The organism is Streptomyces sp. NBC_00654, from assembly GCF_026341775.1.
Taxonomy (GTDB): domain Bacteria; phylum Actinomycetota; class Actinomycetes; order Streptomycetales; family Streptomycetaceae; genus Streptomyces.
Genome location: NZ_JAPEOB010000002.1, coordinates 1615109 through 1628728, shown reverse-complemented (window position 1 = coordinate 1628728; position 13620 = coordinate 1615109). Strand labels below are relative to the sequence as shown.

Genomic DNA, 13620 nt, shown 5'->3' with positions numbered 1-13620 from the left:
CGGGTCCGGAAGGCCCGGTGCGCACGGTGTCCGTACTCGCCCACGGCGTCGGCTCGCAGCACGACCTGCCGCTGTCGCCCTTCTACGCCTTCGCGGGCGCGTTCACCGCGCTCTTCGTCTCCTTCCTCGCGCTCGGCCTGCTCTGGTCCGCCTCCCGTTTCCGGGGCGACCGGGCGGGCCGCCCGCTGCCGGGCGCCGTGCAACGGCTCGCCGATGCCCGGCCCACCCGTATCGCGGCGCGCGTACTCGGGGCGGGCGCCGCCCTGTTCGTCGTACTCCAGCTCCTCCTCGGCCCGGAGGACCCGGAACGCAATCCGGCCGCCGGTGCGCTCTATGTGCTCTTCTGGGTCGGGCTCGTCCCGGCCTCCCTGTTCCTGGGCCCCGTCTGGCGGCTGCTCAACCCCCTGCGCACCACGCACCTCCTGGTCTGCCGCGCCCTGCGCCGGGACCCGGCCGCCGGCCGCCCCGTCCCCGTCCGGCTGGGGATGTGGCCCGCGGCGGCCGGGCTCCTCGCCTTCACCTGGCTCGAACTGGTCGCCCCCGACCCCGCGTCGGCCACCGCGCTCCTCCTCTTCCTCGCCGTGTACACCGCGATCCATCTCGCGGGCGCCGCCCGCCACGGGGACCGCTGGTTCGACCACGCCGACGCCTTCGAGGTCTACTCCGGCCTGCTGGCCCGCCTCTCCCCGCTCGGGCGCCGCCGCTCCGACCGCCGCCTCGTCCTGCGCTCCCCGTTCAACGGACTCGACGCCACCGCGCAGGTCCCCGGGCTCGTCGCCACCGTCTGCGTCATGCTCGGATCCACCGCCTACGACGGCTTCTCCGACGCCCCCTCCTGGATCACCACCGTCCAGACCTCACCCCTGGGCCGCACCGCGGCCGCCACGCTCGGACTCCTCGGCGCCGTCGCCCTGGTCGCCGCCCTCTACACCCTGTGCGCCGGAGCCACCCGGCTGATATCCGGCCGGCTGCCGCACCCCCTCACCGCCTTCGCGCACTCGCTCGTCCCGATCGCCCTCGGCTATCTCGTCGCCCACTACTTCACGCTCTTCGTCACCGAAGGGCCACGCACCGTCATGATGGCACTCGGCACCGACAATCCCGCCGCCCCCGGGCCGCCCCTGGGACCCGGCGCCCTCGCCACGCTCCAGGTCGCCGCCATCGTGCTCGGCCATGTGCTCGGGGTCGTCGCCGCCCATGACCGGTCCGTGCGGCTGTTCCCGCCGGGCCGCGCGGTCGCCGGACAACTGCCCCTGCTGGTCCTGATGATCGCGTACACCCTCGGCGGACTCACCCTGCTCATCGCCTGAGAGCCTGTCGGACCGGCGGCCACCGCCCGTTCCCGCGGAGGAGACCCACGGCATCATGGAGCCCGTGCCCCATGCGAACCCGAACCTCCGCCGCGCCCCCGTGCAGCGGCGCAGCGCCGAACGTCTCGCCCGGATACTCGACGCCTGCGCCGAACTGCTCGACGAGACCGGCTACGAACAGCTCTCCACCCGTGCCGTCGCCGTCCGGGCGCAGGTGCCCATCGGCTCCGTCTACCGGTTCTTCTCCAACAAGCGGGCCCTGGTCGACGCCCTGGCCCTGCGCAATCTGAACAGCTACACGGAGCGCATCACCGCGCGGCTCACCGGCGTTCCGGCCGCCGACTGGCGCGCGGTCGTCGACGCCGTGCTGGACGAGTACCTCGCGATGAAGCGGTCCGTCCCCGGCTTCGCCCTCGTCGACTTCGGCGCCCCGTCCCCGGCCGACGACCCCATGGGCGACGCCAACCCGCGGGTCGCGGCCAAGCTCGCCGACCTGCTCGCCGACCACCTCGGCCGCACCCCCGACGAGCACCTGCTCCGGGCGAGCCTGGTCAGTGTCGAGGCCGCCGACGCACTCTTCCAACTCGCCTTCCGCACCGACCCGTCGGGCGACCGGGCCATCGTCGCCGAGACCCGGGTCCTGGTCATGGCCTACCTCGGGCGGATCCTCGACTGACTGGTGCTGCCCCCGCCGCCGCCCTCGCAGAGCGCCCACTTCGACTTCGCGCTGAACTCCCTGGCCGTCCGCAACCAGGTCCGCTGCACACGCCCCGCCGTGCTCAACGCCATCCCCGTCTCCGTAACGGCACCCCATTGACCTGGGGTTTTGCTCGTATTGCTCGCACGTCAACATCTTGTTAACGCAGGAACGGGGCACCTAACGTCATCCGGACCGCCGACTCCGGTGGGAGTTCAAAGGTGAACGTTAGGTGTCTCCCATGCTGACAATCCTCGGCTTCGCCATGATCGCCACCTTCCTGGTGCTGATCATGACGAAGAAGATGTCGCCGATCGCGGCGCTGGTCCTGATCCCCGCGCTCTTCTGTGTCGCCGTCGGCCAGGGGGCCGAGCTGGGCGACTACGTCATCGAGGGCGTCGGCAACCTCGCGCCGACCGCCGCGATGCTCATGTTCGCCATCGTGTACTTCGGCGTGATGATCGACGTCGGCCTCTTCGACCCGATCGTCCGGGCCATCCTGCGCTTCTGCAAGGCCGACCCGCTGCGGATCGTCGTCGGTACGGCGGTACTCGCCGCGATCGTCTCGCTGGACGGCGACGGCTCCACCACCTTCATGATCACCGTCTCGGCGATGTATCCGCTCTACAAGCGTCTGAAGATGAGCCTGGTCGTGATGACCGGCGTCGCCGCCACGGCGAACGGCGTGATGAACACCCTTCCCTGGGGCGGCCCCACCGCCCGTGCCGCCACCGCGCTCAAGGTGGACGCGGCCGACATCTTCGTCCCCATGATCCCGGCGCTCGCGGTCGGACTGCTCGCCGTCTTCGTGCTGGCGTTCGTCCTCGGCCGGCGTGAGCGCAAGCGGCTCGGCATCCTCACCCTGGACGAAGCCCTCGTGCGGGAGACGGAGACGGTGCTCGTCGGTGCGGGTGGCGGCAGCGACCGTACGGCCAAGGCTTCCGGCGGGTCCGGCACGGTCACTGCTGGTGCTGGTGCTGGTGCGGACGCCGACCCCGCACCGGCCGCCGGTCATGCCGGCGACGAAGAGGAGTTCAAGGGCCTGGACCCGAACCGGGCCACCCTGCGCCCCAGGCTCTACTGGTTCAACGCCGGCCTCACCGTGGCCCTGCTGACCGCGATGATCATGGAACTGATGCCGATCCCGGTCCTCTTCCTGCTCGGCGCCGCCCTCGCCCTCACCGTCAACTTCCCGCACATGCCCGACCAGCGGGCCCGCATCGCGGCCCACGCGGACAACGTCCTCAATGTCTCCGGCATGGTCTTCGCCGCGGCCGTCTTCACCGGCGTCCTCTCCGGCACCGGCATGGTCGAGCACATGGCCGACTGGCTCGTCGGGGCGATCCCCGACGGCATGGGCCCGCACATGGCCGTCGTCACCGGCCTGCTCAGCCTGCCGCTCACGTACTTCATGTCCAACGACGGCTTCTACTTCGGGGTCGTCCCCGTCCTCGCCGAGGCCGGAGCCGCGCACGGCGTCTCCCCGCTGGAGATCGCCCGCGCCTCCCTGGCCGGACAGGCCCTCCATATGTCCTCCCCGCTGGTCCCCGCCGTCTACGTCCTCGTCGGCATGGCGAAGGTCGAGTTCGGCGACCACACCAGGTTCACCGTCAAGTGGGCCGTGCTCACCTCCCTGGTGGTGCTCGGCGCGGGCATTCTCTTCGGCATCGTCTGAGCCGTGACGGCCACCGACGGGACCGGGCGAATCCGCGGGCCGGACGTGACCGGTGTCTCCGGACGGTCCCTGGCGCCCAAAAACTAACGGCGCTAGTTTGGGCTCGGACGACATCGGCGGTACCCATGCCCTGGAGGACATGCCATGAAGGCCCATGACGGGATGTACATCGGCGGTACGTGGCGGCCTGCCGAGGGACCGGACACGATCGAGGTCGTGAACCCGGCGGACGAGCGGGTCATCGCCCGGGTTCCGGCGGGCACCGCCGCGGACGTCGACGCCGCCGTACGGGCCGCCCGCGCCGCGTTCCCCGGCTGGGCCGCCACCCCGCCCGCCGAGCGCGCCGCCCGGCTCGCCGCGCTGCGCGACGTCCTGGCCGCCCGCAAGGACGAGATAGCCGAGACCGTCACCGCGGAACTGGGCGCGCCGCTTCCGCTCTCGCAGGCGGTGCACGCGGGTGTGCCGGTCCTGGTCGCCGGTTCGTACGCCGAACTGGCCGCCTCGTACAGCTTCGAGGAGAAACTCGGCAACTCCACCGTCCTGCTGGAGCCGGTCGGTGTGGTCGGCGCGATCACTCCCTGGAACTACCCGCTCCACCAGATCGTCGCCAAGGTCGCCCCCGCGCTCGCCGCGGGCTGCACGGTCGTCCTCAAGCCCGCCGAGGACACCCCGCTCACCGCCCAGCTGTTCGCCGAGGCCGCCGAGGAGGCCCAGCTGCCGGCCGGCGTCTTCAACCTCGTCACCGGACTCGGCCCGGTCGCCGGTCAGGCGCTCGCCGAGCACGAGGGCGTCGACCTCGTCTCCTTCACCGGATCGACCGCCGTCGGCAGGCGGATCGGTGCCACCGCGGGCGCCGCCGTCAAGCGCGTGGCCCTGGAACTGGGGGGCAAGTCCGCCAATGTGATCCTGCCCGGCGCCGATCTCGCCAGGGCCGTCGCGGTCGGGGTGGCCAATGTGATGTCCAACTCCGGCCAGACGTGCAGTGCCTGGACCCGGATGCTGGTCGACGGCGAGCGGTACGAGGAGGCGGTGGCCCTCGCGGCGGCGGCCGTCGCCAAGTACGTACCGGGGGAGCGGGTCGGCCCCGTCGTCAACGCCGGGCAGCAGGCCCGGGTGCGCGGCTACATCGAACAGGGCATCGCGCAGGGCGCCAGGCTGGTCGCGGGCGGCCCCGAGGCCCCGAGGACGCCGGGGTACTACGTCAGCCCCACGGTGTTCGCCGATGTCACCCCGGAGATGACCATCGCCCGCGAGGAGATCTTCGGCCCGGTCCTCTCGATCCTCAGGTACGAGGACGTGGACGACGCCCTGCGGATCGCCAACGACACCGTGTACGGCCTGGCCGGCGCGGTCTGGGCCGCCGACGACGCGGAGGCCGTGGCCTTCGCCCGCCGGATGGACACCGGCCAGGTCGACATCAACGGCGGGCGGTTCAATCCGCTGGCCCCCTTCGGCGGGTACAAGCAGTCGGGCGTGGGGCGCGAACTGGGCCCGCACGGTCTGACGGAGTACCTCCAGACCAAGTCGCTCCAGTTCTGAGCGAAACCGCCCCGCCCGCCCTTTCGCGCATCCGCCCCGTTCGCGCATCCGCGCATCCGGGCCAGCCTCAGCCAAGGAGCCTTTCCGTGGTCCGCGCCGCCGTACTGCCCGCTGTCGGAGCTCCCCTGGAGATCACCGACATCGAACTCCCGCAACCCGGTCCCGGTCAGGTGCGCGTCGCGCTCGCCGCCGCCGGGGTCTGCCACTCCGACCTGTCCCTGTCGAACGGCACCATGCGGGTCCCGGTCCCCGCGGTCCTCGGTCACGAGGGCGCCGGAACCGTCGTCTCCGTCGGGGAGGGAGTCGCCGGTGTCGTCCCCGGCGACGCGGTCGTCCTCAACTGGGCGCCGTCCTGCGGGAACTGCTTCCACTGCGGAATCGGCGAGGTCTGGCTCTGCTCCGACGCGCTCAAGGGCACCGCCAACATCCATGCCCGTACCGCGGACGGCACCGAACTCCACCCCGGCCTGAACGTCGCGGCCTTCGCCCAGGAGACCGTCGTCGCCGCGAACTGCGTGCTGCCCGCCCCGGCCGGTATCCCGCTCACCGACGCGGCCCTCCTGGGCTGCGCCGTGCTCACCGGTTACGGGGCGGTCCACCACTCCGCCCGGGTCCGCACCGGCGAGAGCGTCGTCGTGTTCGGGATCGGCGGCGTCGGCCTCGCCGTGCTCCAGTCCGCCCGGATCGCCGGCGCCTCGCGGATCATCGCGGTCGACGTCTCCCCCGGAAAGGAGGAGCTGGCCCGGCTGGCCGGCGCCACGGACTTCGTCGTCGCCTCCGCCACCACCCCGCGAGAGATCCGCAGACTGACCGGCGGCCAGGGCGCGGATGTCGCCGTGGAGTGCGTCGGGGCGCCCGCCACGATCCGGGGCGCCTGGGAGTCCACCCGGCGCGGCGGCCGCACCACCGTCGTGGGGATCGGCGGCAAGGACCGGGAAGTCACCTTCAACGCCCTGGAGATCTTCCACTGGGGCCGGTCGCTGACGGGCTGCGTCTACGGCAACAGCGACCCGGCGCGGGATCTGCCGGTGCTCGCCGAGCACATCCGCGCGGGCCGTTTCGACCTGTCCATGCTGGTCACCGAACGGATCGCGCTGGACGGCATCCCGGCGGCCTTCGACAACATGATCGCGGGCCGGGGAGGGCGCGCCCTGGTGGTCTTCTAGGGCGTGTGTCGAAAGCAGCGCCGCCCGCCCGCACGGAGCAGCGCCGCCCGCCCGCACGGAGCAGCGCCGCCCGCCCGCACGGAGCAGCGCCGCCCGGCCCGCACGGAGTCGCGGGCGGGCGGGACCTCAGGAACCGCGCGGGGCCTCCGGGGCCAGCAGCCGGGCGTCCATCTCGCCCTGCTCGAACAGCCGTGAGGCCGGACCCGCGATCAGCGGGTCCGGTGCTCCGACCACCTCGGGGTCCTTGTCCGGGTAGTCGAAGCGGTGCAGCACATGGCGCATCGCCTCCAGCCGCGCCCGCTTCTTGTCATTGCTCTTCACCACGGTCCAGGGCGAGTCCGCCGTGTCCGTGTGGAACAGCATCAGCTCCTTGGCCTCCGTGTACGCGTCCCACTTGTCGAGCGACGCCAGGTCGACCGGGCTCAGTTTCCACCGGCGTACCGGATCGATCTGCCGGATCATGAACCGGTTGCGCTGCTCGTTGCGCGAGACGGAGAACCAGAACTTCACCAGGTGGATGCCGTCGCGCGCCAGCATCCGCTCGAAGTCCGGCGCCTGGTGCATGAACTCGAGGTACTCACGGGTCGTGCAGAACCCCATCACCCGCTCCACACCGGCGCGGTTGTACCAGGAGCGGTCGAACAGCACGATCTCCCCGGCGCTCGGCAGATGCGCCGCATACCGCTGGAAGTACCACTGGGTGCGTTCGCGTTCGGTCGGCTTCTCCAACGCCACCACCCGGGCACCACGCGGATTGAGATGCTCGGTGAACCGCTTGATCGTGCCGCCCTTGCCCGCCGCGTCGCGCCCCTCGAAGAGGATCACCAGCCGCTCGTCGTGCTCCTTCACCCAGTGCTGGAGCTTCAGCAGCTCGATCTGCAGGGCACGCTTGCGCTTCTCGTAGTCCCGGCGGGGGAGCTTGCGCTCGTACGGGTAGTCCTCGCGCCAGGCCTCCCGGGCGTGCCCGCGCGGTGTCACCAGCACCGGGTCGTCGTCGCCGCTGTCGGCCACGGCGAAGCCGTCGAGATACGGGCCCCCGTAGCGCGCGGCTTGCTTCGCGTCCTCCGAAGCGGAAGCCGACGCGGATGCCGACGCGGAAGCGGACCCGGCCCCGGACCCGGGTGCGGAACCGCGCTTCCCGCCACCCTTCCGCCGCGCCCCGTTACCCTCGCCCCGCTGCTTGGTGCTCCTCGTCATGACGGGATCCCTCCACCGGCCGTGCCCGACTCTTCCGCGTCAGGCCAGTCTGCTTACGGGTCCGGGAGACCGCCACTCCGGCCAGGCAGAGCAGCCCGCCGGCGATGCTGAGCGGTGCGGGCACCTCGTCGAGCAACAGCCAGGCCAGCACCACCACCAGCGCGGGTACCGCGTACGTGGTGGCGCCCATCCGGCCCGCGGTGGTGCGGGCCAGGGCGTAGGCCCAGGTGGTGAAGGCGAGGGCGGTCGGGAAGACGCCCAGGTACACCATGTTCAGCGTGGCGGACAGCGGCGCGTCGGCGGCCTCGGAGACCAGCACGCCGGAGAACGGCAGACAGGCGACCGTACCGATCAGGCAGCCGAAGGTGGTGACCTGGAGCGCGGATCCGTGCCGCAGCGCGGGCTTCTGGCTCACCACCCCGGTCGCGTACGCCACGGCGGCCAGCAGACAGAGGAGCACTCCCCGCACCGACGAGCCGCCGTGCCCGGACATCGAGAGCCCGACCACCGCCGCCCCCGCGAACGAGACCGCCATGCCCGCGAGCAGCCGGCGCGGCAGCCCCTCACCGAGCAGCCGTCCGCCGAGCAGGGCGATCAGGACCGGTGCGATGTTCACCACCATCGCGGCGGTTCCCGCGTCGACCTCCTGCTCGCCCCAGTTGAGCACCACCATGTAGAGCCCGAACCAGAGCAGCCCCGAGGTGACGATGCCGGGCCAGGCCCCCCGGGCCGGCAGCCCCTCCCGGCGTACGAGAAAGATCGCACCGAGGACGAGCGTGCCCGCCAGCAGCCTGCCGAGCGCCAGCGCACCGGGCGAGTAGGCCTCCCCCGCGCTGCGGATGGAGACGAAGGCGGAGGCCCACAGGACCACGGTGGTGGAGGCGGCGGCGACCGGCCGCCAGTCGGGCCCCGGTGCGGAATCAGCAGGTGGGATCGGTGTTGTCATGACCGAGAGGCTACGACCGCGACGTTGCGGCCCCGGCCGAATTGTCGTCTTCCGTCAATCGTCGGCGTCGCCGGATGCCGGATGCCGGGAGCCGGAGGCCGTCGTCCGCCGCCCCGTCCGCCGCGACGGCCGGCCACCGGGCGGCCGTTGCCGGGGCCGTCAGGCGATCGACGGCGCCTCGATGCCGAGCAGCTCCGACAGCGCCCGCTCCCCGTCCGGCGTCGCCCGCACCGCACGCCCCGAACCGATCCGTACGCACCATCCGGCCTCCAGCGCATGGCGGCACAGCGCGGCGCCCGCGGCACCCGCCAGGTGGGGGCGGCGTTCCGTCCAGTCCAGACAGCTCCGTACGAGGGGCCGCCGGGACGTGGACGGGAGCCCGATGCCCAGCGCGTCGAACCAGCCGAGGCCGGCGTCCGTGAGTGCGAGGCCGTTGTCCTGCCGCAGCAGTCCGCGGTCGGTCATCGCGTCGGTGATCCTGATGCCGAGCCGGCCCGCGAGATGGTCGTAGCAGGTGCGCCCACGGGCCAGGGCGCTGCTCATGCTCGCCTCCCGCAGGCCGCGCGGCCGCTCGTCCGCCCCGGCCACGACCCCGGCGGCCAGCTCCTCGACGAGGTGCGCGGTGCGTTCGTCGGCGAGCCGTACGTAGCGGTGGCGGCCCTGCCGTTCCTCGGCCAGCAGCCCGCCCGCGACCAGCTTGCCCAGATGCTCGCTGGCGGTCGACGGGGCGACCCTCGCGTACCTGGCCAGCTCACCGGCCGTCCAGGCGCGCCCGTCGAGCAGGGCGAGGCAGAAGGAGGCGCGGGTCTCGTCGGCGAGCAGCGCGGCCAGTGCGGCGAGGCGCGGAGCGGCCGGATCGTGCGGTGTCTGGCGTGCCATGCGTCCAGGATGCGTCAGGCACGGTTCGGCAGCGGCCGAACCGTGTCGTTCCCGGTGCGGGCCATCTGCTCGTACTGGAGCGCGAGCCCGTCCAGCAGGGCCCGCAGCCCGGTCGCGAACGCGCCCTCGTCCACCTGCCGGCGGCGGTCGGCCAGCAGATGCGCCTGGCCGAGGTGCGGGTAGTCGGCGGGGTCGTAGGCCGTCTCGTCGTCGACGAAGCCGCGGGCGAAGGAGCCCAGGGCCGAACCGGTGATGAAGTAGCGCATCAGGGCCCCGATGTACGTCGCCTGGGCGGGCGGCCAGCCGGCCCCGACCATGGAGCCGAACACCACGTCGGCGACCCGCAGACCGGCCGGACGGCGGCCGGGCCCCTGGGCGAGGACCGGGACGATGTGCGGGTGCTCGGTGAGCGCCGCGCGGTAGGAGACGGCCCAGTCGTGCAGGGCCTCCCGCCAGTCCCGGGGGTCGGACTCCTCGAACATCGACAGATCGACCTGGGCGGAGACGGCGTCGGCGACCGCGTCCAGGATCTCGTCCTTGTTGCGGAAGTGGTTGTAGAGCGAGGGCCCGCTGACCCCCAGCACGGCCGCCAGGCGCCGGGTGGAGACGGCGCCGAGCCCCTCGGAGTCCACGAGCGCGCTCGCCGCCTCGACGATGCGGTCTCTGCTGAGGAGGGGCTTGCGCGGTCGGGCCATGCGGCTCATAGTAGGGCCTGCGAACCATAAACTAGCAGTGCTAATTAAAGTGGGGTGTCGCTCGATGAACCTGGAACTCAGCGAGGAACAGGAAGCCGTACGGCGGCTGGCGGCGGACTTCGTCGCCCGCGAGGTCACCCCGAACGCCGTCGCGTGGGACCGGGCCGAGAGCGTCGACAGGTCGATCGTGAAGAAGCTGGGGTCGCTCGGCTTCCTCGGCCTCACGGTCCCCGAGGAGTACGGCGGCTCCGGCGGCGACCACCTCGCCTACTGCCTGGTCACCGAGGAGCTGGGCCGCGGCGACTCCTCCGTCCGCGGCATCGTTTCCGTCTCGCTCGGCCTCGTCGCCAAGACCGTCGCGTCCTGGGGGAGCGAGGAGCAGAAGCGGCGGTGGCTGCCGCGCCTGACCGCGGGCGAGGCGGTCGGCTGCTTCGCCCTCACCGAGCCCGGGACCGGATCCGACGCCGGGAACCTCACGACGGGGGCCGTCCGCGACGGCGGGGACTACGTCATCAACGGCACCAAGATGTTCATCACCAACGGCACCTGGGCCGATGTGGTGCTGCTCTTCGCGCGGACCGGGGACGCCCCCGGTCACCGGGGGATCTCCGCCTTCCTGGTGCCCGCCGACACTCCCGGCCTCACCCGCCGCGCCATCCACGGCAAGCTCGGCCTGCGCGGCCAGGCCACCGCCGAACTGGTGCTGGAGGACGTCCGGGTCCCCGCCGACACCCTGCTGGGCCCGGCGGGCAAGGGTTTCTCCGTCGCCATGTCGGCCCTGACCAAGGGGCGGATGTCGGTCGCGGCGGGCTGTGTCGGCATCGCGCAGGCCGCACTCGACGCCGCCGTACGGTACGCGGGCGAGCGGGAACAGTTCGGCAGGTCCATCGCGGGCCACCAGCTGGTGCAGGAACTGATCAGCGACATCTCCGTCGACGTCGACGCCGCCCGGCTGCTGACCTGGCGGGTCGCCGATCTCGTCGACCGGGGCCAGGACTTCGCCACGGCCGCGTCCACGGCGAAGCTGTTCGCCTCCGAGGCGGCCGTGCGCGCCGCCAACAACGCCCTCCAGGTCTTCGGCGGCTACGGCTACATCGACGAGTACCCCGTCGGCAAGCTGCTGCGCGACGCCCGGGTCATGACCCTCTACGAGGGCACCAGCCAGATACAGAAACTGATCATCGGCCGCGCGCTGACCGGGGTCTCCGCCTTCTGACCGGCCCTCGCGCTCGAACGGGCGTCTGAGTACCGGGCTGAGTACGGATGCGGATGTGGCGCGCGCCACGCCGGCGGATGCTGTGCGGCATGAGTGAGACGACATCGGTCAAGCAGCAGGGCACCGCGGCCTTCTACGGTCAGGCCGTCGCATCCTTCGGGGTGGCGATGGGCGCGGTGGCCCTCGGGATCTACTTCCTCGACGCCGACGCCTGGGTGCGCGGCTTCCTCGCCATCGGTGTGCTCTACCTCGTCACGTCGTGCTTCACCCTGGCCAAGGTCATCAGGGACCGCCAGGAGGCGGGGCAGCTCGTCAGCCGCGTCGACCAGGCGCGCCTGGAGAAGATCCTCGCCGAGCACGACCCCTTCCAGAAGCTCTGATCCGGCGACGGTATCCGGCGCCCCGGACCTAAGCGCTTGCTCAGGTTCGGGGTATGGTGTGCGTCCTGTTGACGGAGAGGGGCACGTGGCGATGAGTACGGCGCAGGAGATGGACGGTGACGACACGCCGTGGGGCGAGGTCACGCCCGAGGCGGCCAGGCGGCTCCTCGTCGCCGCCGTCGACGCGTTCGCCGAGCGCGGGTACCACGCGACCACCACCCGTGACATCGCCGGCCGCGCGGGTATGAGCCCGGCCGCGCTCTACATCCACTACAAGACGAAGGAAGAGCTCCTCCACCGGATCAGCAAGATCGGCCATGAGCGGGCCCTGTCCGTCCTGGAGGCGGAGGCCGACCGGGACGGCACGGCGGCCGTCCGGCTCGCCGCGGCGGTGCGCTCCTTCGTCCGCTGGCACGCCGAACGGCACACCACCGCACGCGTCGTGCAGTACGAACTGGACGCCCTCGGCGACGAACACCGCGCCGAGATCGTCGAACTGCGCCGCAGGAACGACGCCGTGGTGCGCCGGATCATCACCGAGGGCGTACGGGCGGGGGAGTTCGACGTCCCCGATGTGCCCGGCACCACCCTCGCGGTGCTGTCGCTCTGCATCGATGTGGCCCGCTGGTTCAACGCCCGGGGGATCCGGACGCCCGACGAGGTCGGCGCGCTCTACGCCGACCTCGTGCTGCGCATGGTGGGTGCGCGGACATAGCCCCTGGCCCGGCGGCCGGGTCCGGGGCGGCTCAGAAGTAGTAGCGGGACACCGATTCGGCGACGCAGGCGGGCTTCTCGCCGCCCTCGCGCTCGACGGTGACGACGGCGGTGACCTGCACACCGCCGCCCGCCTCCTCGACGCCGCCGAGCACGACCGTGGCGCGCAGCCGTGAACCCACCGGGACGGTCGAGGGGAAACGGACCTTGTTGGTCCCGTAGTTGATGCCCATCTTCATGCCCTCGACCCGCATGACCTGGGGTACGAGCGCGGGCAGCAGGGAGAGCGTCAGATAGCCGTGGGCGATCGTCGCGCCGAACGGCCCGGCCGCCGCCCGCTCGGGGTCCACGTGGATCCACTGGTGGTCGCCGGTCGCCTCGGCGAACTGGTCGATCCGCTTCTGGTCGATCTCCAGCCATTCGCTGTGACCCAGTTGCTCGCCCACCCCGTCGCGCAGTTCCTGCGCGGACGTGAAGATCCTCGGCTCTGACATGGTTCTGGTCCCTGCCTTCCGGCTCTCTGCCCTCATGCTGCGCCTCGCAACGTCGATTTCTAAGCGCTTGCTCAGCATCCTTCGGGCGGTGCGCCCCTGTCAACGACGCTGCGCACCGGTGTACGGGGGCGGCGTCCGGCGCACCGTGGTGATCGGCAGGGTTTTCGAAGAGTGCGGCGGGGTTCGAGGGGTGCCAGTAGGGTTCGAGGGGTGCCTCAGATCCCACAGACACTCCATGAACTCTCGGTCGGCCAGCTCTCCGCGCGCAGCGGTGCCGCGGTCTCGGCCCTCCACTTCTACGAGTCCAAGGGCCTGATCCACAGCCGTCGGACCAGTGGCAACCAGCGCCGGTACACCAGGGACGCACTGCGCCGGGTCGCGTTCGTGCGCGCCGCGCAGCGGGTCGGCATCCCGCTGGCCACCATCCGCGAGGCGCTCGCCGAGCTCCCCGAGGGGCGGACCCCGAACCGGGAGGACTGGGCCAGGCTCTCCCACGCGTGGCGCGGCGAACTGGACGAGCGCATCGATCAGCTGGGCAGGCTGCGTGACCATCTGACCGACTGCATCGGCTGTGGCTGCCTCTCGTTGGAGAACTGTGTGCTCTCCAACCCCGATGACATCTCCGGCGGCATGATCACCGGCTCTCGTCTGATGCCCGAGCGCACGAAGAGCGAGCGGGGAGAGCGGCCGGGCGGGTAGCGGGAGCAGCCGG

Annotated in this window: 15 protein-coding genes; 10 read left to right on the top strand and 5 right to left on the bottom strand. The window is 71.9% G+C overall.

Annotation, left to right across the window (positions count from 1 at the left end; all coding sequences use genetic code 11):
• The first annotated feature begins 26 nt into the window (after positions 1 to 26).
• From OHA98_RS27490 to OHA98_RS27465, 6 genes are all read left to right on the top strand, one after another.
• Complete coding sequence (locus OHA98_RS27490; RefSeq protein WP_266930933.1) at positions 27 to 1310, top strand: hypothetical protein; 1284 nt, start codon at positions 27 to 29, stop codon at positions 1308 to 1310.
• A 55-nt stretch (positions 1311 to 1365) separates the two neighbouring features.
• Positions 1366 to 1986, top strand: a complete 621-nt coding sequence (locus OHA98_RS27485; protein WP_266929418.1) for a TetR/AcrR family transcriptional regulator — start codon at positions 1366 to 1368, stop codon at positions 1984 to 1986.
• A gap of 3 nt (positions 1987 to 1989) precedes the next feature.
• Complete coding sequence (locus OHA98_RS27480) at positions 1990 to 2127, top strand: hypothetical protein (protein ID WP_266929417.1); 138 nt, start codon at positions 1990 to 1992, stop codon at positions 2125 to 2127.
• A gap of 121 nt (positions 2128 to 2248) precedes the next feature.
• Positions 2249 to 3682: a CitMHS family transporter gene (locus OHA98_RS27475; protein ID WP_266929416.1), complete on the top strand. Its 1434-nt coding sequence runs from the start codon at positions 2249 to 2251 to the stop codon at positions 3680 to 3682.
• Between the two features lie 144 nt (positions 3683 to 3826).
• Positions 3827 to 5221, top strand: a complete 1395-nt coding sequence (locus OHA98_RS27470; RefSeq protein WP_266929415.1) for an aldehyde dehydrogenase family protein — start codon at positions 3827 to 3829, stop codon at positions 5219 to 5221.
• An 86-nt stretch (positions 5222 to 5307) separates the two neighbouring features.
• Positions 5308 to 6387: a zinc-binding dehydrogenase gene (locus OHA98_RS27465; protein WP_266929414.1), complete on the top strand. Its 1080-nt coding sequence runs from the start codon at positions 5308 to 5310 to the stop codon at positions 6385 to 6387.
• Positions 6388 to 6513: 126 nt separating this feature from the next.
• On the opposite strand, the gene ppk2 is transcribed toward OHA98_RS27465, so the two are convergent.
• The 4 genes from ppk2 to OHA98_RS27445 form a co-directional block, all read right to left on the bottom strand.
• Complete coding sequence (gene ppk2 / locus OHA98_RS27460; RefSeq protein WP_266929413.1) at positions 6514 to 7584, bottom strand: polyphosphate kinase 2; 1071 nt, start codon at positions 7582 to 7584, stop codon at positions 6514 to 6516.
• A complete protein-coding gene (locus tag OHA98_RS27455; protein WP_266929412.1) occupies positions 7550 to 8530 on the bottom strand; it encodes a DMT family transporter in 981 nt (326 codons plus the stop codon). The genes ppk2 and OHA98_RS27455 overlap by 35 nt, the downstream gene beginning before the upstream one ends.
• Positions 8531 to 8689: 159 nt before the next feature.
• Positions 8690 to 9409 carry a helix-turn-helix transcriptional regulator gene (locus OHA98_RS27450; protein WP_266929411.1) on the bottom strand — a complete coding sequence of 240 codons (720 nt, stop codon included), beginning with the start codon at positions 9407 to 9409 and terminating at the stop codon, positions 8690 to 8692.
• A 14-nt stretch (positions 9410 to 9423) separates the two neighbouring features.
• Positions 9424 to 10104: a TetR/AcrR family transcriptional regulator gene (locus OHA98_RS27445; RefSeq protein ID WP_266929410.1), complete on the bottom strand. Its 681-nt coding sequence runs from the start codon at positions 10102 to 10104 to the stop codon at positions 9424 to 9426.
• Between the two features lie 64 nt (positions 10105 to 10168).
• Between OHA98_RS27445 and OHA98_RS27440 the strand changes: the two genes are divergently transcribed.
• From OHA98_RS27440 to OHA98_RS27430, 3 genes are all read left to right on the top strand, one after another.
• Positions 10169 to 11320 (top strand): acyl-CoA dehydrogenase family protein, encoded by a 1152-nt coding sequence (locus OHA98_RS27440; RefSeq protein WP_266929409.1) that lies wholly within the window; start codon positions 10169 to 10171, stop codon positions 11318 to 11320.
• Between the two features lie 89 nt (positions 11321 to 11409).
• Complete coding sequence (locus tag OHA98_RS27435) at positions 11410 to 11700, top strand: YiaA/YiaB family inner membrane protein (protein ID WP_207316538.1); 291 nt, start codon at positions 11410 to 11412, stop codon at positions 11698 to 11700.
• 91 nt (positions 11701 to 11791) lie between these two features.
• Positions 11792 to 12415, top strand: a complete 624-nt coding sequence (locus tag OHA98_RS27430) for a TetR/AcrR family transcriptional regulator (RefSeq protein ID WP_266929408.1) — start codon at positions 11792 to 11794, stop codon at positions 12413 to 12415.
• Between the two features lie 31 nt (positions 12416 to 12446).
• Here the strand turns inward: OHA98_RS27430 and OHA98_RS27425 are convergent, their stop codons facing one another.
• Positions 12447 to 12908, bottom strand: a complete 462-nt coding sequence (locus tag OHA98_RS27425; RefSeq protein ID WP_266929407.1) for a MaoC family dehydratase — start codon at positions 12906 to 12908, stop codon at positions 12447 to 12449.
• A gap of 210 nt (positions 12909 to 13118) precedes the next feature.
• Between OHA98_RS27425 and soxR the strand changes: the two genes are divergently transcribed.
• Positions 13119 to 13607, top strand: coding sequence for a redox-sensitive transcriptional activator SoxR (soxR, locus tag OHA98_RS27420; protein ID WP_266929406.1), 489 nt, complete (start codon positions 13119 to 13121; stop codon positions 13605 to 13607).
• Positions 13608 to 13620 lie beyond the last annotated feature (13 nt).

What these genes read in the sequence shown, in the direction of transcription:
- ppk2 (WP_266929413.1), bottom strand. Translation starts at nt 7,584, where the DNA reads ATGACGAGGAGCACCAAGCAGCGGGGCGAGGGTAACGGGGCGCGGCGG.
- OHA98_RS27485 (WP_266929418.1), top strand. Translation starts at nt 1,366, where the DNA reads ATGGAGCCCGTGCCCCATGCGAACCCGAACCTCCGCCGCGCCCCCGTG.
- OHA98_RS27435 (WP_207316538.1), top strand. Translation starts at nt 11,410, where the DNA reads ATGAGTGAGACGACATCGGTCAAGCAGCAGGGCACCGCGGCCTTCTAC.
- OHA98_RS27430 (WP_266929408.1), top strand. Translation starts at nt 11,792, where the DNA reads ATGAGTACGGCGCAGGAGATGGACGGTGACGACACGCCGTGGGGCGAG.
- OHA98_RS27425 (WP_266929407.1), bottom strand. Translation starts at nt 12,908, where the DNA reads ATGTCAGAGCCGAGGATCTTCACGTCCGCGCAGGAACTGCGCGACGGG.
- OHA98_RS27455 (WP_266929412.1), bottom strand. Translation starts at nt 8,530, where the DNA reads ATGACAACACCGATCCCACCTGCTGATTCCGCACCGGGGCCCGACTGG.
- OHA98_RS27470 (WP_266929415.1), top strand. Translation starts at nt 3,827, where the DNA reads ATGAAGGCCCATGACGGGATGTACATCGGCGGTACGTGGCGGCCTGCC.
- OHA98_RS27475 (WP_266929416.1), top strand. Translation starts at nt 2,249, where the DNA reads ATGCTGACAATCCTCGGCTTCGCCATGATCGCCACCTTCCTGGTGCTG.
- OHA98_RS27440 (WP_266929409.1), top strand. Translation starts at nt 10,169, where the DNA reads ATGAACCTGGAACTCAGCGAGGAACAGGAAGCCGTACGGCGGCTGGCG.
- OHA98_RS27450 (WP_266929411.1), bottom strand. Translation starts at nt 9,409, where the DNA reads ATGGCACGCCAGACACCGCACGATCCGGCCGCTCCGCGCCTCGCCGCA.
- OHA98_RS27445 (WP_266929410.1), bottom strand. Translation starts at nt 10,104, where the DNA reads ATGGCCCGACCGCGCAAGCCCCTCCTCAGCAGAGACCGCATCGTCGAG.